This is a genomic window from Streptomyces sp. 2A115 (assembly GCF_052245575.1).
Lineage (GTDB): Bacteria > Actinomycetota > Actinomycetes > Streptomycetales > Streptomycetaceae > Streptomyces.
In genome coordinates this window covers 1-18,413 of the sequence record NZ_JBQQCG010000051.1, presented here as the reverse complement: position 1 = coordinate 18,413, position 18,413 = coordinate 1, and the positions used below count along the sequence as shown (strand labels likewise).

The following is an 18,413-nucleotide window of genomic DNA, read 5'->3' as shown; positions in this document are numbered from 1 at the left end:
GAGGAACGTGATGGCCACGACAGGCCAGGTCCGCGCGGAAACGAAACGCGGAGACGAAACGCGGAGACGAGATGCGGGGACGAGATGCGGGGACGAGATGCGGGGACCAAACGCGGAGACCAAACGCGGAGACGAGATGACGATCGATGACTGATACCGCCGCGGTCGAGATTCTCGCCGACGTCCACCGGGGCGTCGGGCGGATCCTTTTGAACCGGCCCAAGGCACTCAACGCCCTGACGACAGGCATGGTCATCGCCATCGACGGTGTGCTCGCTGAGTGGGAGCACACACCGCTGTCCGCTGTGGTGCTCGCCAGCACCAGCACGAAGGCCTTCTGCGCGGGCGGAGACATCCGCACGATCCGCGAGCACAGCCTCGCCGGGGATGCCGAGGCCAGTGAGCGGTTCTTCGCCTCCGAGTACCGGCTCAACGCCCGGATCGCCGAATATCCCGTGCCGGTCGTCTCGCTCATCGACGGCCTGTGCATGGGCGGCGGTCTCGGTCTGTCCATCCACGGCAGCTTCCGCGTCGTCACCGAGCGCGCGGTGCTGGCGATGCCCGAGACCGGGATCGGGTTCTTCCCGGACGTCGGGGCCAGCTACTTTCTGCCGAGGCTGCCCGGCGCGATCGGCATGTATCTGGGATTGACCGGGCACCGTCTCGACGCGGCCGACGCCCTGTACACGGGACTGGCCACGCACTTCGTCCCCGCGGACGGGCTCGACGCGGTCGGGGACGCCCTGGCCGACAACCCCGGCGACCCGGTGGACGTGGTCCTGAACCGCCTCGCCGGCCGCTCCCCGGTGGTGGGCAGCAGGCTGGCGGAGGTACGCGGGGACGTGGACTGGGCGTTCGGCGCGCCGACCCTCGGCGAGATCGAGAAACGCCTCCACCACCTCGACAACCCTTGGGCGGCAGACGCACTGGTCGCCCTGGAGTCCGCCTCGCCGCAGAGCCTGGAGATCACTCACGCCCTGCTGGCCCGGGGCAGGCAGCACACGTTGCGCGAGTGCCTCGGCACCGAACTCGCCCTCACGCGCACGACCATCCGCACGCCGGACTTCCTGGAAGGCGTCCGCGCGGCCCTGGTCGACAAGGACCGCACTCCCAACTGGCAACGTGCGTCGCTCGGCGGACGGACGTCGCCGACGCTGCCGTCCTGAGGCTGTCCGCCGTGAGCAGGACAGCGCCTCGCGCAAGGGGCTGGCCATGCGGGAGGGGCGCGCTTCGACGAGACGGGAGCGCGGGGCCCGCCGACTGGGTTGTCACGGCAGACGCAGACGCAGACGCAGACGCAGACGCAGACGCAGACGCAGGCGCAGAGGCAGCGGCAGAGCGGCAGAGCGGCAGCGGCAGCGGAAGGCGCTATTGGTCAGTCATGCGTCCGTCATGAGCTTCGAGAGCTGCGAGGGTGTGCCGGCACGGTCTCAGTCGTTGTCGGGCACCATCGAGACCACGACCTTGCCGGCCTTGGTGCGACCCTGCTCGACGTGCGCCATCGCCTCGAGCGTCTGGTCGAACGGGAAGGTGCTGTCGATGACCGGGTGGAGCTTCCCGCTGTCGTAGAGGGCGCCGAGTTTGCGCAGCTGGGAGCCGTTGGCCTGCATGAAGAAGAACTCGTAGCGCACGCCCAGTGCCTTGGCCTGCTTGCGGATCTTGCGGCTGAGCGTGTTCATGATCAGGCCCATGAAGGAGGGGGCGCCGAGCTGCTTGGCGAAGCCGGCGTCCGGCGGGCCGACGACACTGATGGCCAGGCCGCCGGGCTTCAGCACGGTCAGCGACTTCTCGAGGTTCGCCCCGCCCAGGGAGTCCAGCACCAGGTCGTAGCCGGACAGCACCTTCGAGAAGTCTTCCTTGGTGTAGTCGACGACGACATCGGCGCCGAGGCTCGTGACCAACTTCTCGGTCTTGGTGTCCGTGGTCGTCGCCACTGTGGCGCCGAGGTGCTTGGCGAGCTGGATGACTGTCGAGCCGAGGCCGCCGGCGCCGGCGTGGATGAGTACCTTCTGGCCCGGCTTCACGTGGGCACGGTCGACGAGGACCTGCCAGGCGGCCAGGGCCACCAGCGGCACTGCGGCGGCCTCCTGGAGGGTGAGGGAGGCGGGCTTGGGCGCGACATCGTCCATGTCGATCGCGATGAACTCCGCGAAGCCTCCGATCCGCAGGTCACGCGGACGGGCGTAGACCTCGTCGCCGACCTCGAGGCCGCGTACGGCGGAGCCGACCCGCGTCACGACGCCGGCCACGTCGTGGCCGAGCACGAACGGAAGCTTGTACTTCAGGAGCTGCTTGAACTCCCCGTTTCGGACCATTTTGTCCAGCGGGTTGATACTGGCGGCGCTCACTTTGACCAGGACGTCGCGGTCTCCGACGGTGGGCTCGGGTACCTCTGCGGCGCGCGCGCCGTCCTTGCCGTACTTCTCGACGACGAATGCCTTCATGCCGGCCGCCTTTCCATGTGGGTGTTCCGGTGGTCAATGTGATTCTTCGCGCAGGTCCCGCTGCGCGCCCGTTTCTCGCGTGCGGCCGGGTTGATGTGCCGGCCATGACGCTACTTCCTGAGTATGGAAAAGTAAACTCAGGTGAGGTTAGGGTCACCCCATGGATGCGAGGACCGAAGCTCTTCAGGATGCCGACATGAACCCTCGTCTCGACCGGGACATGTCCAACTGCTCGATTGCCCGGACCCTTGAGGTCGTGGGTGAGAAGTGGACGATCCTGATCCTGCGGGAGGTCTGGTACGGCTCGTCCCGCTTCAGTGACTTCGAACGCGTCCTCGGCTGTCCTCGCAACCTTCTCGCGGCGCGGCTGCGGATGCTCGTGGAGGAAGGGATCCTGGCCGCCGAGACCTACAAGGAACCGGGCTCCCGGAGCCGGCCGAAGTACGTGATCACGCCCAAGGGCGTGGATCTGGTCCCGGCCGTGATGGGGCTCCTGCAGTGGGGCGACCGCTACCGCGCCGACCCGGAGGGTCCGGCCGTGCCGGCGCGACACCGCGGATGCGGCGCACACGTCGACGCCCAGATTCGCTGCGAACGGGGCCACGCCGTGCAGGCGGAAGACATCGAGAGCGTCCCCGGTCCTGCGTTTCGGATGAGGTCTGCCGAGTGAGCTGAGAGCGGGTCGCGTCAGGTCGAGGGGGCGCGAACGTCCTGCGCGTCCTGCTCGTCCTGCGCGTCCTGCACGTCGGTTCACGTCCCCATCGCTCACAGCTTCCACAGATGGGGCAAAGGGTTGCCGACGGACTACTCCGCAAGATCGGTTACGGGAAGTACGTCCTTGTTGAACGCATGGAAGTCAAACCCAACACCGCGCGGCTCGAGGTGCTGGCGTCGGACATCCGCAGCCGTACGGGCCGTCCGGTGGACGTCGTCACCGCCGACCTCGCCGATGCGGCGCAGATCTCGGTGGTCGAGGAGCGTCTGCGGACCGACGAGAGCATCGAGATGCTGGTCAACAACGCCGGCGGTGCGCTGCTCACGCCGCTGGCAGGTTCCGACGCGGCGGCCTACGAGGCCCTGATCAACCTCAATATGACCTCGCTGACCAGGCTGACCATCGCGGTCCTGCCGGGCCTGACGGCCCGCGGACGCGGCACCGTCGTGAACATCTCCTCTGCCATGGCTCTCAACATCCTGCCCGTCAGCGCCGTCTACAGCGGCACCAAGAGTTACGTGCTGACGTTCACCCAGGCCCTGCAGCAGGAACTCGCCGAGAGCCCCGTCACGGTGCAGGCCGTCCTGCCGGGCGCCGTCCGCACGGATCTCTGGGACGGCTCCGGTGTCGACCTCGCGACGTTCCCCGACGAGATCGTCATGAACGTGGACGACGCCGTCGACGCGGCGCTCGCCGGCCTCGACGCCGGGGAGCCCGTCACCATCTTGTCGCTGCCGGACATCAGCGACTGGGAGGCGTTCGAGAAGGCACGTCAGACGCTCGTCCCGAACCTGTCGCTGCGGGTCCCGGCCGCGCGCTACCGCGGCTGACAGCTACCGCGGCTGACCGCTACCGCAGCCGACCGCCGCTCCGGCTCCGGTGCGGGAGTTGCAGCGCTGTCCGGACCGCGACCGCGAGGTCCATGCTCACGACCGGAGGCGGGCGCCTTTTCCCAGCCGGGCGGTGACTTCGCGGGGGGTGAGGGTGGAGTGGTCCGTGGAGCACTCGACGACGACGCGGACCGGGGCGTCGCACTCGGTGTGGCGGACGTCCAGTAGAGGACCCTCAGAGCCGAGGGTGTATGCCTCGCCCCACTGGGTCAGCGCCATCAGGACGGGCCACAGGTCCCAGCCCTTGCGGGTCAGGCGGTATTCGTTGCGCGAGCGGCTGCCGGGCTCCTGGTAGGGGACGGTCTTCAGGATGCCGGCCGACGTCAGCTTGCGGAGGCGGTCGCTGAGGACGGCTTCCGACAGGCCGATGTGGCGGTGGAAGTCGTCGAAGCGGCGGACGCCGTTGACGGCGTCACGCAGGATCAGCAGCGTCCATTTCTCCCCGATCACGTCGAGCGTGCGCTGGACGGGGCAGTTCTCCGTGCTCGCCTCAAGCCACTCCATTCCGCCATCGTAAAGGTCTGGCTTCGCCATTGACAGTCAGGTGAGCAAAAGTCTAGCTTCACTTGAAAAAGTCAGCTGACAGTCAGAGGGAAGGGCGCTGGACCGTGGGTCGAACGCGTACGTACAACTGGGAAGATCCCGCGATCCTGGCGGAAGCCGCCGGACGCATGGCCGGCGTCGACTTCCTGCGCGAGCTGCAGGCGAGGCGACTGCCGGCACCGCCCATCAACCACGCCGTCGACTTCGCCCTGGACGAGGTGGAGCCCGGCAGGGCGGTCTTCTCGCTGACACCGGGGGAGGAGCACTACAACCCGATCGGCAGCGTGCACGGCGGCATCTTCGCCATCCTGCTCGACTCGGCGGCGGGCTGCGCCGTCCAGTCCCTCCTCCCGCAGGGCATGGCGTACACCTCGCTCGATCTGACGGTGAAGTTCCTGCGACCGATCACCGTGGACACGGGCCCGGTGCGCGCCATCGGCACCGTCGTCAACAAGGGTCGCCAAACCGCCCTTGCCCAGGCCCAGTTGGTCGACGCGAATGATCGACTGCTCGCGCACGCCACCAGCAGCTGCATGCTCTTCCCGGTGCCCGCCCCTCGGGTGTGACTCCGCGGGCAGGGCGCTCGGCCCCTGGGGGCAGCCGCGACAACGGGAGTGCATCGATATGCCACTCGGTGACGGCCCGCTGCCCCTTGGCGACTCGTCGATCACAGATTTCGGAGGGAGGGGGGTTCGTCGCCGCCGTGGCCGATGTGCGGGTGGGCGAGGTCGAGGGGTGCGAGGGCGCTCAGGGGTGCGGGTGGAGCTCGTGGGGGCGTTCTCCGCTGAGGTCGGACGCTCGCCCGTCGTCCTTGCCGCAGAGGACGACTGGCGGCGGGGTCGACGACCGTCGCCGACTGTCGACTCTTTGGCTTACGTTCGCAATACCATAGACTGTGAAGTCGGTGAAGGGCAACCGGTCCTTCCGGCCGGCGAAGCATAGGAGGGCGTGCTGTGGTGCGGTACGGAAAAGAGCACAAGTTGGAGACGAGGCGGCGGATCATCGAGACGGCGGGCCGCCGGTTCAAGCAGGACGGTATCGACGGCTCCGGGGTCTCGACGCTCATGAAGGACGCGGGGCTGACCAATGGGGCCTTCTATGCTCACTTCGAATCCAAAGATGACCTCGTTACCACGGCAATCGCCGAGCAGTTGAAGGCGCAGGCCGAGAATGTCGTCGCGCGGGCTGCGCCTGGCCGTGCCGGACTCGAGCAGATTGTGCGGGGGTATCTGTCGCCCCAGCACCGCGACAGCCTTGGCGATGGCTGCCCCAACGCCGCTCTGCTCGACGAGATCGGGCGCACCACCGACACAACCAGGCAGGCGTACACCGACGGCGTGCTGATCCTCATCGACGGCATTGCCGCCCGCATGGCGCCCGAGGATCCGTCCTCCGCACGCGTGAAGGCACTCAGTCTCCTCGGCCTGATGGCCGGCACGCTGCAGCTTTCCCGCGCCCTGACCGACCGTCAACTCGCCCATGAGCTCCTCGATCAAGGGATAAACAACGTCCTCACCCTGCTGGACGCCGGGCAGCGCGTCTGACGCACCACATCCCTGGCCCGGACTGTGGCTCTCGGGGAACAGCCCGACGCCAGCCGGCAGGTGCTCTCCGGTCGGTACTCAGTCGACGCCACCGGGTGGCCCCTCCTGCCGGCTTCGCAATCACCAGGGCCAGGCCGAGATGTTCCGGAGTGGAGGGGTGCCCGCGTCGGATCCAGTGAGGATGAAGGGCGGATCCGGCCGAGGCGGGAAGCAGGAATCCTCGGCGATGCCGCCAAGCCTTCCTGCTCCAGCACGTCATGTCCTCATGTCCCTCGTGATGCCCTTCGTGAAGGGCGTGACCAGCTTCCTCGCGGACCGGCCGCTCCAGCCCTCAGCCGAACCGGACGATTCGATCCGGGAGGGGCGGCGACACGAGATCGGGTGCCGCCGCGAGCCTGGGTGAGGTGGCGCTTGGCCGACGTGGCGGCGGAGTCCGTTGCCGGTGTCACGCAGGATCAGCAGCGTCCATGTCCTCCCCGACCGCATCGAGCGTGCGCTGGAGCGGACAGCTGTCCGTGCTCACCTCAAGCCTCTTCCTCCCGCCGCCGCAGGCTCCTGGCTTCATCATTGACAGTCAGGTGGGCGCGTGGCTAGGTTCATTTCTCGAACTCAGACGGAGAGGGCAGGGCCGTGGGACGGACGCGTACGTATGAGTGGCAGGATCCCGCGATTGTGGGAGCGACCGCAGGCCGCACCTCGGGCTTGGAGGTGCTGCGCGACCTGCTCGAGCGACGCCTGCCCCCACCGCCCATCGTGGCCGCTCTGGACTTCGTCCTCGAGGAAGTGGAGGAAGGCCGCGTGGTCTTCTCGCTGGTGCCGGGCGAGGAGCACTACAACTCCATCGGAAGTGTGCACGGAGGGGTCTATGCCACCCTGCTCGACTCGGCGGCCGGCGGGGCGGTCCAGTCGACCCTGCCGCAGGGCATGGCGTACACCTCGCTCGATCTGACCGTGAGGTTCCTCCGGCCGATCACCGTGGACACCGGCAAGGTACGCGCCATCGGCACGGTCGTCAGCAGGGGACGTCAAACCGCTCTCGCCCAGGCCCAGTTGGTCGACGAGGCGGACCGACTGCTCGCCCACGCCACCAGCACCTGCATGCTCTTTCCATTCCCCACGCCCTGAACCGCGACGGGCATCCTCACGCGTCGCACCGGCAGCGCTCCCGCTCCCGACCGCGACCGCGATTCGCGACCTCCGCTGACGACGGCCATACCACCGCACGTACGCATCAATTCGCCCCGGCCGAATGCGGCGAGCCACTGTCCGTACGCCGCCGCAGCCTTCCTGGTAAGTGTCGTACCCGCCGTCCCTGGCGCAATCCGAAGGACTTCGAACCCGTGAGCACCGGCGTCGGATTCGACGCGAGTGTGCTGCGCTCCTCGGTGGAGGACCTGCTGCCCGGCACCGTGGTGTCGCTGCTCGCCGCGCCGGTCGGCGGACAGTTGGTCCGCCGGTACGGTCCGCGGGTGGTCCTGGCGCTGGCGTCGGTGAGCGGCACGGCGGGCTTCGCCTGACTCACCCTGGACCACGGCCGCACTCCGTCGGTCATCGCGGCAGGCGCGTTCGTGGGCGCTGTCATCGGCCAAGTCGTGCCTCGTCCGGCCCTTCATGCGACGTGACGTCCAGATGAGAAGACCGTTCGTGGCAGGGTCGTGAGATGGGTGAAGGCGTCCGCCTGCTCCTGCCGCCGCGGTCAGGTGGGCAAAGAGAGTTGGCCGAGGGCGTGACGCGGGCGGCCGCGTGCACCGGTCGGTAGCGGAGTCACTCCGATTCGGCGGCGGCCCGGTTCCCGTCCCGCGGCAGGGGGCGCGTTCAGCGGCATCGGTGGTGAAGCCGCGGGAGGGCGTGCCGCCCAGGCCGGTGTTCCTGCGGCAGCGGGCGGGGCGTTGCCCCGGGTGTCGGCTCCGTGGTGAACATCCTCGCCCACCCTCATGTGAGTACGGTCATAATTCAAAAGCGGCCGGGCTCTTGATCGGGGCTCCCTCGTATGGTCGTATGGTCGTAATGCAAAAGGCTCCGGAGCGGCGGGCAGCAGCATCGCCTGAACCGCGCCGGTCCAAGAGGGCTCCATCCGAAAGGGCATCCCATGAACTCGCTGGTCTTGCCGAAGGTGAAGTTGGGCACGGCGGACGAGGCGCGGGATGCGGAGCGGACAGAGGCCGATGCGCCCGCGGCACGACGGACCCCGGGCGCCCCCCGTCCGCTCGCCTCCTTCGCTCGGTTCGTCCTGTTCGGCGGCGGTGTCGGGGTCGCTTCCAGCGCTGCCGTGGCAGGGCTCGCCGGACTGGTGCCCTGGGCCGTGGCGAATGCTCTGATCACCGTCGCCTCGACTCTCCTCAGTACGGAGCTCCACGCACGCTTCACCTTCGGGGCAGGGCATGCCGGATGGCGCCAGCACTGGCAGTCCGCGGGGTCGGCCACGGCCGCGTACGTGGTGACCTCCACCGCGGTGCTCGTCCTGCACCTCGTGCAGCCGTCGGCCGGAGTGCTCTACGAGCAGGTCGTCTACCTCACCGCCGCCGGGCTAGCCGGTATCGGGCGTTTCCTGGTGCTGCGTGTGTTCGTCTTCGCCGCCGGCCGGACCCGGACCACGGTGCGGGCCGTGAGCCCGGCGCCGACGCGGGAGACGGGTGCCAAGGTGTCCCTGTTCTTCCCGGCACCGGCCCTGTGAGCAAACGGTCCGACCGTGTCTCTCTCGCCGATGACCGCCGACTCCAGTGGGCCCGGAGGGCCCGCAGCTGAACGTCCTTGGGTGAACGTCCTTTGCCGGCAAGGCGAGGTGGGCGCCGGGCGGAATGCAGCCCTGCGATACCGGTGGCGGCCCCCCGCGGGTGAAGGTTGTCAGTCCTGCGCCCCGCGCCTGCCGAGATCAGCGGTGAGGTCGAGCAGGGACTCGTCGAGTCCCGGCGACGCGGTGAGTGACAGCCCCAGCGGAAGCCCCCCGGCTGTCAGGGCCGGCAGGCTCAGGGCGGGCGCCCCCGCGATCGGGGCCAGGCATGTCAGCCGGACGACCGCGAGCCGATCGGCCGGTGCCGCGCCCAGCCGGGGCGCGGGCGTCGGCGTCGTCGGCAGGGCGACCACGGTCGCCGACAGCACTCGGTGCAGGAGGTCGGCGGCCTTCTCGACAGTCTCCCGGGCCTTGGCGTACTCATCGGCGCTGATCGCCTCCGCCGCGGCGAAGCGCGCGGCGACGCCCGGCCCGAAGCGAGGCCGCCTGCTCCGGATCCATTCACCATGGCAGGCCCACGCCTCGGCGCCCTGGACAGCCGCGAACGCCGCCCGCGCCCGCTCCCACCCTTCCGCCCCACCGAACAGCGGTTCCTCCTCGACCTCGACGCCGAGCGCCCGGGCACCGGCCAGCACGGCGTCGCGTACCTCCGTACGGACCGGTAGATCCGTCGGCACCAGCACCCGTTCGAACCCGGGTGCGCGATCCGCAGGCGTGGCGAGGGCTCGCGGATCCGCGTGCACGCCAGGGCCCGTGAGCCTCGGAACCCGCTCCGGGTGGTTCGCGAGCGGGTCGAGGAGCGCCGTCACAGCGATGCGGAGGAGGGAAAGGTCGCGGGCGATGAGGCCCGGCGTGTCGAAGGAGGGTGCAAGGGGGACGATGCCGGAGCGGGGGGCGCGGGAATGCGTGGGACGGAAGCCGATCAGGCACGTGTAGGAGGCGGGAACGCGGATCGAGCCGGCGGTGTCAGTGCCCAGGGCCAGGTCGGCCAGGTTCGCCGCGACGGCCGAGCCGGAGCCGCTGGAGGAGCCGCCGGGGAGGCAGCCGGGGGCGGCGGGGTTCTCAGGAGTGCCGTAATGGACGTTGGTGCCGGCCAGGCTGTAGGCGAGTTCGTCGGTGTGGGTCTTGCCGATCACGGTGAAGCCCGCGGAGCGGAGGCGGGCGACGGCCTCAGCGTCGCGGCCGGGAACGGGGTGGGTGTCGCGCCAGAGCGGGTGGCCCGCTCCGGTGGGAAGGCCCGCGACGTCGATGACGTCCTTGACCGCCATCCGGCGGCCCGCGGCGGCCTCGGTGACGGGCAGCCAGGGGACGAAGGCGGATTGCGCGGTCAAAGGGATTCCAGGGTGGGCTTGGGAACGGCGAAGTGAACGCCCTTGACGGTATCGACGACCTGGGAGACGTGCGGATGGGCGGCGCTCAGATAGGCGAGGGCGATCGGCGCGGGAAGGCCGTAGCGGGTGCTGAGCAGGGTCAGCGCGGACCGGGTGGCCTTGCGGACCGCCTCGTCGAGGTCCTCGTCCAGGCCCAGCAGGAGATGTTCGGCGCCGGTGTCGGCGTAGGGGGCGGCCAGGGCCTCCCAGGAGACCTCGCCAGGCTCGGGGGGAAGGTATACATCGCCCGAGATCGCGCCGCGACCGGGCTGTAGTAGGTTCCTCAAAGAAACTTCCGATCACGCGCGATCACCAGCGGAGATCGTCGTATACAAGCATTCTCGTGAGAGGAATGCCAGCCCGCGAGGGGGAACGTGAGCGCCAGCAGCCGCAGGATGTCGCCGCCGCAGGTGTGCGGCGCGATCCGCGACGACGTCATCCGCGGCACTTTCGTGCCCGGCCAGCGCCTCACCGAGGAGTCTCTGGCCGAGCGATACGGGGTCTCGCGCATCCCCGTGCGCGAGGCGCTGCGCACGCTGGAGGCCGAGGGCTTCGTCCTGTCCCGCCCCTATGTCGGTACCTTCGTCGCCGAGCTCACCGACGACGAGGCCGCCGACCTCCTGGAGGTCCGCGCCCTCCTGGAGCCCCTCGGCGCCGCCCGCGCCGCGCTGCGACGCACCCCCGAACAGCTCGGCCGCCTCAAAGAGCTGACCTCGCTGGGGCTCGAGGCCGTCGGCGACGGCCGGCTCGACGCGGTGACCCGGCTCAACAGCCGCTTCCACGAGGTGCTCGCCGATGCCTCCGGGAGCGCCACCCTCAGCCATCTCATCACCCAGCTCAGCCAGAAGATCGCCTGGGTCTACGCGGTCGAGCTGCCGCGCCGCGCCCACGACTCCTGGCGCGAGCACCAGCAGATCTGCGCCGCCCTGGAGGCGGGGGATCCCGAGCGCGCCCGCCGGGTGGTCGCCGACCACATCGCCCAGGCGGCTTCCGCCTACCGCCGCCGGTCCGGCCTCTGACACTGTCGTAGGCACCCTGTTGTATACACCCTGGCTCGCCTGCGCCGGCTTTCTGGACGTCGGCCGCCGTGCGAACGGGGCCGACGCCCCCGACGAGTACAGGTCGGGGGTGATCGCAGCACGAGGCCAGCAGGACAGGGAAGGTGGGCAGGGCGCCGCCGCCCGCTACTCAGCCGCTGCTCCTCCCGCCTGCCGGCAGGTCAGAAGACGGGGGAGACGGCGGGTCCGGCACCCCTCGCTGGAACGTCCAGCTCTTGTATACGAGGCCTGCCCTCGGCGGCTTGAACCTCACCCCGCCGACAGTCGTCATGTTCGGGGTCAGCGCCGACATCCAGTACCTCAATTCGGCGAATGCGCTGGTGTCGCTGGTCGGTGACTCCTCATCAGGCCTGGTCATGAAGGGTCGACTGGTGTCTGCGGACTGGATCGCACCGGAAACGATTTAACCTCCGCCGGGAAACACAATCCTTGTATACAAGGGATCCCACAGCTATTGCACAGCTATTGCACAGCTATGCCGTTCCCCGAAAGAGACGTCGACATGACCCCTGGAAACCTGGGCACCGCCGCGATCTGCGCAGCGGTCCTCGCCCTCGCCGCCACCGGCTGCGGGTCCGAGCAGAAGGACGCCGCGACCTCCGCGAAGGCCACCAAGATCAAGGTGGGGGTCCTCATCCCCGGCTCGGTCTCCGACGCCGGCTACATGCAGTCCGCCTACGAGGGCATCAAGCGGATCAAGAAAGACCTCGGCGGCCAGGTGGAGATCTCCTATGTGGAGAAGGTCGCACCCGCCGACTATCAGCAGGCCCTCGTCCGGTTCGCGCAGAACTCCGAGCTCGTCATCTCCATCGGCGGCCAGACCGACGCCGACGTCCGCCGCGTCGCCCAGCAGTTCCCGGACGTCAAGTTCGTCGAGGTGGGCGGCCCGCCGACCGCCACAGCCAACCTCGCGGCCTACGACCCCAAGCAGGACGACGCCGCGTTCCTCGCCGGCGCCGACGCCGCGCTCGTCTCCAAAAAGGGCAAGGTCGGCTTCATCGCCGGCCTGGAGATCCCGCCGATCGTCGCCGTGGCCAAGCAGTTCGAGGCGGGCGCCAAGTACGCCAGACCCGGCGTCACCGTGCTGCCCCCGCAGTACACCGGCGACTTCGACGATGTGGCCAAGGCCAAGCAGGCCGTGACCGCCGACGCGGGCGCCGGCGGCGACGTCTTCTACCAGATCCTCAACAACGGCCTGCAGGGCATGCTCCAGGGCGCCAAGGAGACCGGCACCAAGGTGCTCGGCGGCCCGCTCGTCCAGAAGTGCTCCACCGACTCCGCGTTCGCCGGGTTCACCAAGTCCGACATCGGCTTCGCCACCGAGTACGGAGTCAAGCAGCTGGTCGCCGGCACCTGGAAGGCCGAGGCCAAGCCGTTCGGCCTCGCCTCCGGCACCGAGGCCTCCGGCATCGTGCTCTGCGGAGCCGACAAGACCGTCACCGCCAAGATCGAGCAGATCCGCGCGGACCTGGCCGCCGGAAAAATCAAGACGAGCTGATGGCGGCCCGCACGCTGACAGCCGCGGCTGTCGCCGACCAGGTCCGCACCGGCCGCCTCGCCCCGACGGACCTGGTCGAGGAGTTCCTTGCTCACGCCGCCCGCGTCGAGCCCGAGATCCACGCCTTCTGCACCCTCGACGCCGAAGGCGCCCGGAAAGCCGCCGCCGATCTGGAGCGCAGGATCGCCCGCGGTGAGGATCCGGGACCGCTGGCCGGGGTGCCGGTCGGTATCAAGGACCTCATCTGCACCCGGAACCTGCGCACCACGTTCGGGTCCAACGCCTACCGCGACCATGTCCCGGACGAGGACGACATCGTGGTGGAGCGGTTGCGCGCCGCCGGCGCGATCGTGGTCGGCAAGACCAACACCTCGGAGTTCGGGTACGCCGCGGTCGGCGACAACCTCATTTTCCCCTCGACCCGCAACCCGTGGAACACCGCGCTGAGCCCCGGCGGCTCCAGCGCGGGCTCGGCCGCCGCGGTCGCGGCCGGACTCGTGCCGCTGGCGCTCGGCAGCGACGGCGGCGGCTCCATCCGGATCCCCGCCGCGCTCTGCGGAACGGTCGGCTTCAAGCCGTCGATGGGCCGCGTCCCCGCCTACCCCGGCTGCAAGGACGAACGGCTCCCCGGCGTGTCCAGTTGGGACGCCCTGGAACACCTGGGCCCCCTGACCCGCACCGTCGCCGACGCCGCCCTCGCCTACGCGGTCCTCACCGGCCCCGACCCCCGCGACCGCTTCAGTTTGCCTGCCGCACCGGCGACCGTGGCCCGGCGTCCCCTCGACGGCCTGCGCGTGGGGCTCTCCTACGACTGGGGCTACGCCGCGGTCGAACCCGAGATCCGGGTGCTGGCCGGCCGGGCCGCCGAGGTGTTCGAGGGGCTCGGATGCGTGGTGGAGGAGGCGGATCCGGGTTTTCCCGATCCGTTCGCGGCGTTCGGAGCGATGATCGCCAACGAGACCGACCTACGGGGTCTGCGGGAGCTCGCGGTCAAGCATGAACCGGCCCCCTATCTGAGAGGCCTGCTAGACCGGCCCTGGACGGCAGAGGACCTCACCGACGCCCGAGTCGTCCGGCAGCGCGTCTGCCGGACCATGGCCACCCACATGGAACGCTTCGACCTGCTGCTGACCCCCACCTCGCCGGTTCCGGCGTTCGTCCCGGGGGACATCGGCCCGACCGTCATCGACGGCCGAGACGTCGACCCGTCCTACTGGCTGTCGATGACGCTCCCGCTCAACCTGACCGGCCAGCCCGCGATCTCGCTGCCCGCCGGACTCACTGGCGACGGTCTCCCCGCCGGGATCCAGCTCGTCGGGCGGCACCTCGCCGACCTGGACGTCCTGAACGCGGCGTTCGCCTTCGAGGAAACCGCTCCCTGGCCGGTTCTGTGAACGGGCCCTCAGCCCGCCGCCGGGTGCCGACGGCGGACCCGGACGATCCGAGCGGGGCCGATCTCGGTTTCCGACCCGCGACGCCTCGCGCAGCAGGGTCCGCCAAACCATTGCCCAGGCGGTCGGCCCCGCTCCGCCAGCCGCCTGCCCGGAACGGGCTCGACTCCGACGATGCGGCGCTTCAGCGTCTCGTACACCCGGTCGCGAAGTGGTCAGGTCTCCGTCACGTGCCCCGGCAGTAAGCAAGCCCAGTCAGCAAGCCACAGTAAGCAAGGAAGTGCCTCATGAATCCTGCCTTGGAGCTTGCCGGCGTCGGAAAGACCTACGGCACCGTGCGCGCTCTGGACGGCATCGACCTGACGGTCCGCGCGGGAGAGGTGCACTGCGTGCTGGGCGAGAACGGTGCCGGGAAGTCGACGCTCTGCAACCTCGTCTACGGCGCGGCCGCGCTGGAGGAGGGCACGATGAGCCTCTACGGCCGGCCCTACCGCCCGCGCCGCCCCGCCGACGCCCTCAAGCACGGCATCGCCATGGTCCACCAGCACTTCAGCCTGGTCCCGAACCTGACGGTCACCGAGAACCTCCTGCTCCGCGACGGCCTGCGCCTGCGCCTGCCGACGAGGGAGCTGAAGGCTCGCGTGGCAGAGATCGAGTCCTCGTACGGCCTGTCGGTCGACCTGACCGCCCGCGCCGCCGACCTTCCCGTGGGCGAACGTCAGTCGGTGGAAATCGTCAAGGCCCTTCTCGGCTCTCCCCGCCTGATCCTCCTCGATGAGCCCACCGCCGTTCTGGGTCCCACCGAGGTCCGGTCCCTCATGGCCACCTGCCGCAGAATCGCCGCCGCCGGCCATGCCGTCCTCCTCATCACCCACAAACTCGGCGAAATAGAATCCGCCGGCGACACCGCCACAGTCCTGCGCGGCGGCCGGGTAACCGGCACCGGCCCTCTCACCGCCCTGGGCCGCGACCACCTCGTGTCCCTCATGCTCGGCCGCCCCCTGACCGACCTGAATCCCCTCCTCACCGCCGGCCTCGACCTCCCCACCCCGTCCCACCCTCCAGCCCCGCCTCGCACTGCCGTCACCGCGTCGTCCGACTCCACAGCCACGCGTCACGTTGAGGCTGCCGCGTCGGCTTCGGACTCCGGATCGCGTAGTGCTGCCCCTGTCGCACAAGCTGGGGGCTCGGCGTCGGGTGGCGCTGCCCCCGTCGCACCGGCTGGAGGCGCGGGGCCGGGTGGCGCTGAGGCCCAGGCGCCGGCCGAGGTTGCGATCGAGGGGGTGCGGGTCGTCCGGCGGGACGGGAGTGCGGCGGTCGACGGGGTCGATCTGCGGATCGGGGCCGGCGAGATCGTCGGGATCGCGGGGGTGGAGGGCAACGGGCAGAGCGAGCTCGTGGCCTTTCTGAGCGGGGCGCTGGATGCCGTGGGGCGCTTCCGCGTGGGCGGGGTGGAGCTGAGCGGGGTCGGCCCGGGGCGGCGGACCGCGGCCGGGGTCGGGGTGATTCCCGAGGATCGGCATCACGAGGGGTGCGTGCCCGGGATGAGCGTCGCGGAGAACCTGTTCCTCGGGGAACTGGCGCGGTTCCGGCGGCGGGGGCTGCTCGACCGTAAAGCCCTGCACGCCGAGGCGGCTCGGGTGATCGAGCGCCAGGGCATCAAGGCCGCGGGCCCCGGGGTGGCGATGGCGACGCTGTCGGGCGGCAACCAGCAGAAGGTGGTCGTCGCCCGGGAACTGGGGATTCGCCCGCTGCGCTTTCTGGTGGCGGCGCAGCCGACGCGCGGCCTCGACCTCGGCGCGGTGGACGCGGTACTGGACCGGATCCGCCGCGTCGCCGAGGGCGGTGCGGCCGTGCTGGTCGTCTCCAGCGAGTTGTCCGAGCTGCTGGCCCTCTGCGACCGGGTGATGGTCGCCTACCGGGGCCGCCTCCTCGGCCCCGTCCCCTGCGCGGCGCAGAACGCGCGCGCCGAGATCGGCAATCTCATGGTGGGAGCGACCCCATGACGAAGAGCCTCAGCGGCTCCGAAGACCGCGCCGAACAGCAGCCGCTTCCCGGTGACTCCTCCCTGGCCGGTCGCGGCACCCGAGGCGCCGCCGGGCACGCGCTGCGCGCCGCGAGGATCCTGCGGATCGAGCGCGTGGCCCGCATTCCCCGGGCCGGGAGGGTGGCGCGGGACCTGTTGGTTCATACGGGGGCGGTAGGGGCGGCGCTCGCCGTCGGGGTTGTGCTGGTCGTCGGGAGCGGGGCCTCCGTCGGGCAGGCCGCCGGTGCGCTGGCCGATGGCATGGCCGGGACTCCATACGCGCTGGGCAGTGCGCTGAACGCCGCGGCCGTGCTCGCCCTGATCGCGACCGGGTTCACCGTCGCCTACCGGGCGGGGCTGGTCAACGTCGGCGGTGAGGGGCAACTGGGGGTCGGCGGGATCGGCGCGACCGCGGTCGGGGTGAGTCTGCCCGACGCGACGCCCGCCGTCCTGGCGGTGTCTCTCGTGCTGGGGGCCGGGTTCTGCGCCGGAGCGGCGTGGGCCGCGATCGCCGCCTGGCTGAAGGCGCGGCGCGGGGTCAACGAGGTCATCACCACGCTGCTGCTGAACTTCGTCGGTCTTGGCCTGGTCTCGTTGGCCGTCCACGAGGAGGGACTGCTGCGGCAGCCCGTGACCTCGGCCGACACGCTGCCGCAGTCCGAGCCGCTCGCAGCGGGGGCCCGGCTGCCACTGCTCGGCCTGACGGAGTCGCCGGCGACCATCGCGGTGCTGGTGGCGGTTGCGGCAGCCGTCGTCACCGGGATCGTCCTGCACAGGACGGCGACCGGCACCCGGCTGTCCGCGGTGGGCCAGTCGCCCCCCGCCGCCCGGCGGCTCGGGCTCTCGGTCGCCCGCCTCCAGATCGGCGCGCTGGCCACCGCGGGCGGCCTCGCCGGGACCGCCGGAGCCGCCCTCGTCGCGACCGTCCCCTATGTGCTCGCCGAGAACTTCACCTCCGGCTACGGCTTTGCCGGGCTCGTCGTCGGCCTGCTGGCCCGCGGCTCCCTGACGGCCGTCGCCGGGATCTCCCTGCTGTTCGGCATGCTCGCCGCCGGCGGGATCAACCTCCAGCTCGCGGCCGGGGTACCGGCCTCCTCGGTCCAGGTCGTGCAGAGCGTCCTCATCATCCTCATCGCCGGAGCGGCGACCCTCAGAAAGGAGACTGCCCGGTGAGCGCCGTGGGAGAACTGCTCGACGGAGGTGTACGCCTGGCAGTCCCGCTGCTGGTGGCATCCTCGGGGGAACTGGTCAGCCAGCGCGCCGGGGTCCTCAACCTCAGCGTCGAGGGCATGATGCTGACCGGCGCGTTCGCCGGGGCGGTCGGTGCGCACCAGAGCGGCAGCGCCCTGGTCGGCGTCGGGTGCGCGCTCGCCGCAGGGCTGCTGGTCGCGCTCCTTCAGGCCGTCCTCAGCGTGACGCTCGGAGCCGACCAGATCGTCACCGGGATCGCCGCCAACGCGCTCGCGCTGGGCGCCACCACCTACGGCGCCCGGCTGATCTTCACCGAGGGCCGGTCGGTGCCGGGCTTCGACCGGATGCGGATCCCCCTGCTGCGCGAGATCCCGTTCCTGGGCCCCGCCCTGTTCGAGCAGACCGTCCTCGGCTACGTCTCGTTCGCCCTGGTGGCCGTACTGGCTGTTCTATTCGGCCGGCGGACGGGCCTCGGCCTGGCGGTGAGCGCGATCGGCGAGGACGCCGTCACCGCCGACCGCTCCGGGCTGCCCGTCACCGCGGTCCGCTACGGCGCGGTCCTGCTCACCGGCCTGACCTCGGCGCTGGCCGGGGCGCAGCTGGCCCTCGCCGACGTGCACGCTTTCACCGACAACCTCACCTCCGGCGCGGGCTACCTCGCCGTGGTCGCGGTCATCGCCGGACGCTGGCGGGCCTGGCCGGCTCTGTTCGCCTGCCTGTTCTTCGGCGTCGCCCAGGCCCTTCAGTTCGCTGCCCCGGCGTTCGGCATCCACCTGCCGACGGCCGTCCTCGTCATGTCCCCCTATCTGCTGGCGCTGCTCGCGGTCAGCGGCCTGACCGGCGCCAGCCGGGCGCCGTCCTCGCTCACCCTGCCCTTCGTGAGAGAGGCCCGTGCGTGATGGCGCTGCCGTGTGAGGTTGGAGGTGCCCCAAGGCCCGCAGCAGACGCTGCGGGCCTTGAGACACCTCTTGGCCGGCACACCGGTGAACAGCGGGTCGGGGAGCGGGGGGGG

19 protein-coding genes are annotated in these 18,413 nt (G+C 70.4%); 15 read left to right on the top strand and 4 right to left on the bottom strand.

Annotated features, from left to right (window positions below; translation table 11 throughout):
- The first annotated feature begins 146 nt into the window (after positions 1-146).
- Positions 147-1,166 (top strand): enoyl-CoA hydratase/isomerase family protein, encoded by a 1,020-nt coding sequence (locus ACTWQR_RS34735; protein ID WP_443231197.1) that lies wholly within the window; start codon positions 147-149, stop codon positions 1,164-1,166.
- Positions 1,167-1,430: 264 nt separating this feature from the next.
- Here ACTWQR_RS34735 and ACTWQR_RS34730 read toward each other — a convergent pair whose 3' ends face one another.
- On the bottom strand, positions 1,431-2,444 hold the full coding sequence (locus ACTWQR_RS34730) for an NADP-dependent oxidoreductase (protein WP_443231196.1): 1,014 nt from the start codon (positions 2,442-2,444) through the stop codon (positions 1,431-1,433).
- A gap of 196 nt (positions 2,445-2,640) precedes the next feature.
- Here ACTWQR_RS34730 and ACTWQR_RS34725 point away from each other — a divergent pair, with 196 nt between their 5' ends.
- On the top strand, positions 2,641-3,114 hold the full coding sequence (locus ACTWQR_RS34725; RefSeq protein WP_443231195.1) for a winged helix-turn-helix transcriptional regulator: 474 nt from the start codon (positions 2,641-2,643) through the stop codon (positions 3,112-3,114).
- Positions 3,115-3,224: 110 nt separating this feature from the next.
- Positions 3,225-3,989: an SDR family NAD(P)-dependent oxidoreductase gene (locus ACTWQR_RS34720; RefSeq protein WP_443231194.1), complete on the top strand. Its 765-nt coding sequence runs from the start codon at positions 3,225-3,227 to the stop codon at positions 3,987-3,989.
- A 96-nt stretch (positions 3,990-4,085) separates the two neighbouring features.
- On the opposite strand, the gene ACTWQR_RS34715 is transcribed toward ACTWQR_RS34720, so the two are convergent.
- Complete coding sequence (locus ACTWQR_RS34715) at positions 4,086-4,553, bottom strand: winged helix-turn-helix transcriptional regulator (protein WP_443231193.1); 468 nt, start codon at positions 4,551-4,553, stop codon at positions 4,086-4,088.
- A 104-nt stretch (positions 4,554-4,657) separates the two neighbouring features.
- Here ACTWQR_RS34715 and ACTWQR_RS34710 point away from each other — a divergent pair, with 104 nt between their 5' ends.
- The 5 genes from ACTWQR_RS34710 to ACTWQR_RS34690 all read left to right on the top strand — a co-directional run bounded on the left by ACTWQR_RS34710 (position 4,658) and on the right by ACTWQR_RS34690 (position 8,810).
- Positions 4,658-5,158, top strand: coding sequence for a PaaI family thioesterase (locus ACTWQR_RS34710; protein ID WP_443231192.1), 501 nt, complete (start codon positions 4,658-4,660; stop codon positions 5,156-5,158).
- A gap of 387 nt (positions 5,159-5,545) precedes the next feature.
- Positions 5,546-6,136: a TetR/AcrR family transcriptional regulator gene (locus ACTWQR_RS34705; protein ID WP_443231191.1), complete on the top strand. Its 591-nt coding sequence runs from the start codon at positions 5,546-5,548 to the stop codon at positions 6,134-6,136.
- Between the two features lie 630 nt (positions 6,137-6,766).
- The gene (locus tag ACTWQR_RS34700) at positions 6,767-7,261 is read left to right on the top strand and encodes a PaaI family thioesterase (protein WP_443231190.1); all 495 of its coding nucleotides are present in this window, start codon (positions 6,767-6,769) and stop codon (positions 7,259-7,261) included.
- A 215-nt stretch (positions 7,262-7,476) separates the two neighbouring features.
- Entirely contained in the window at positions 7,477-7,653 is a 177-nt protein-coding gene (locus ACTWQR_RS34695) for a hypothetical protein (RefSeq protein ID WP_443231189.1), read from the top strand.
- Between the two features lie 572 nt (positions 7,654-8,225).
- Positions 8,226-8,810, top strand: a complete 585-nt coding sequence (locus ACTWQR_RS34690) for a hypothetical protein (protein ID WP_443231188.1) — start codon at positions 8,226-8,228, stop codon at positions 8,808-8,810.
- A 170-nt stretch (positions 8,811-8,980) separates the two neighbouring features.
- On the opposite strand, the gene ACTWQR_RS34685 is transcribed toward ACTWQR_RS34690, so the two are convergent.
- Positions 8,981-10,198 carry an amidase family protein gene (locus tag ACTWQR_RS34685; RefSeq protein ID WP_443231187.1) on the bottom strand — a complete coding sequence of 406 codons (1,218 nt, stop codon included), beginning with the start codon at positions 10,196-10,198 and terminating at the stop codon, positions 8,981-8,983.
- A complete protein-coding gene (locus tag ACTWQR_RS34680; RefSeq protein WP_443231186.1) occupies positions 10,195-10,524 on the bottom strand; it encodes a hypothetical protein in 330 nt (109 codons plus the stop codon). The genes ACTWQR_RS34685 and ACTWQR_RS34680 overlap by 4 nt, the downstream gene beginning before the upstream one ends.
- 87 nt (positions 10,525-10,611) lie before the next feature.
- Between ACTWQR_RS34680 and ACTWQR_RS34675 the strand changes: the two genes are divergently transcribed.
- From ACTWQR_RS34675 to ACTWQR_RS34645, 7 genes are all read left to right on the top strand, one after another.
- Positions 10,612-11,256: a GntR family transcriptional regulator gene (locus ACTWQR_RS34675; RefSeq protein WP_443231185.1), complete on the top strand. Its 645-nt coding sequence runs from the start codon at positions 10,612-10,614 to the stop codon at positions 11,254-11,256.
- Between the two features lie 281 nt (positions 11,257-11,537).
- Positions 11,538-11,702 (top strand): hypothetical protein, encoded by a 165-nt coding sequence (locus ACTWQR_RS34670; protein WP_443231184.1) that lies wholly within the window; start codon positions 11,538-11,540, stop codon positions 11,700-11,702.
- A 95-nt stretch (positions 11,703-11,797) separates the two neighbouring features.
- Entirely contained in the window at positions 11,798-12,793 is a 996-nt protein-coding gene (locus ACTWQR_RS34665) for a BMP family protein (protein ID WP_443231183.1), read from the top strand.
- A complete protein-coding gene (locus ACTWQR_RS34660) occupies positions 12,793-14,187 on the top strand; it encodes an amidase (protein WP_443231182.1) in 1,395 nt (464 codons plus the stop codon). Before ACTWQR_RS34665 ends, ACTWQR_RS34660 begins: the two co-directional genes overlap by 1 nt.
- 284 nt (positions 14,188-14,471) lie before the next feature.
- Positions 14,472-16,190, top strand: coding sequence for an ABC transporter ATP-binding protein (locus tag ACTWQR_RS34655; protein ID WP_443231181.1), 1,719 nt, complete (start codon positions 14,472-14,474; stop codon positions 16,188-16,190).
- Positions 16,187-17,383, top strand: a complete 1,197-nt coding sequence (locus ACTWQR_RS34650) for an ABC transporter permease subunit (protein WP_443231180.1) — start codon at positions 16,187-16,189, stop codon at positions 17,381-17,383. Before ACTWQR_RS34655 ends, ACTWQR_RS34650 begins: the two co-directional genes overlap by 4 nt.
- Entirely contained in the window at positions 17,380-18,300 is a 921-nt protein-coding gene (locus tag ACTWQR_RS34645; RefSeq protein WP_443231179.1) for an ABC transporter permease, read from the top strand. The genes ACTWQR_RS34650 and ACTWQR_RS34645 overlap by 4 nt, the downstream gene beginning before the upstream one ends.
- Positions 18,301-18,413 lie beyond the last annotated feature (113 nt).

What these genes read in the sequence shown, in the direction of transcription:
- ACTWQR_RS34735 (WP_443231197.1), top strand. Translation starts at nt 147, where the DNA reads ATGACTGATACCGCCGCGGTCGAGATTCTCGCCGACGTCCACCGGGGC.
- ACTWQR_RS34655 (WP_443231181.1), top strand. Translation starts at nt 14,472, where the DNA reads ATGAATCCTGCCTTGGAGCTTGCCGGCGTCGGAAAGACCTACGGCACC.
- ACTWQR_RS34660 (WP_443231182.1), top strand. Translation starts at nt 12,793, where the DNA reads ATGGCGGCCCGCACGCTGACAGCCGCGGCTGTCGCCGACCAGGTCCGC.
- ACTWQR_RS34725 (WP_443231195.1), top strand. Translation starts at nt 2,641, where the DNA reads ATGAACCCTCGTCTCGACCGGGACATGTCCAACTGCTCGATTGCCCGG.
- ACTWQR_RS34730 (WP_443231196.1), bottom strand. Translation starts at nt 2,444, where the DNA reads ATGAAGGCATTCGTCGTCGAGAAGTACGGCAAGGACGGCGCGCGCGCC.
- ACTWQR_RS34690 (WP_443231188.1), top strand. Translation starts at nt 8,226, where the DNA reads ATGAACTCGCTGGTCTTGCCGAAGGTGAAGTTGGGCACGGCGGACGAG.
- ACTWQR_RS34650 (WP_443231180.1), top strand. Translation starts at nt 16,187, where the DNA reads ATGACGAAGAGCCTCAGCGGCTCCGAAGACCGCGCCGAACAGCAGCCG.
- ACTWQR_RS34665 (WP_443231183.1), top strand. Translation starts at nt 11,798, where the DNA reads ATGACCCCTGGAAACCTGGGCACCGCCGCGATCTGCGCAGCGGTCCTC.
- ACTWQR_RS34715 (WP_443231193.1), bottom strand. Translation starts at nt 4,553, where the DNA reads ATGGAGTGGCTTGAGGCGAGCACGGAGAACTGCCCCGTCCAGCGCACG.
- ACTWQR_RS34720 (WP_443231194.1), top strand. Translation starts at nt 3,225, where the DNA reads ATGGGGCAAAGGGTTGCCGACGGACTACTCCGCAAGATCGGTTACGGG.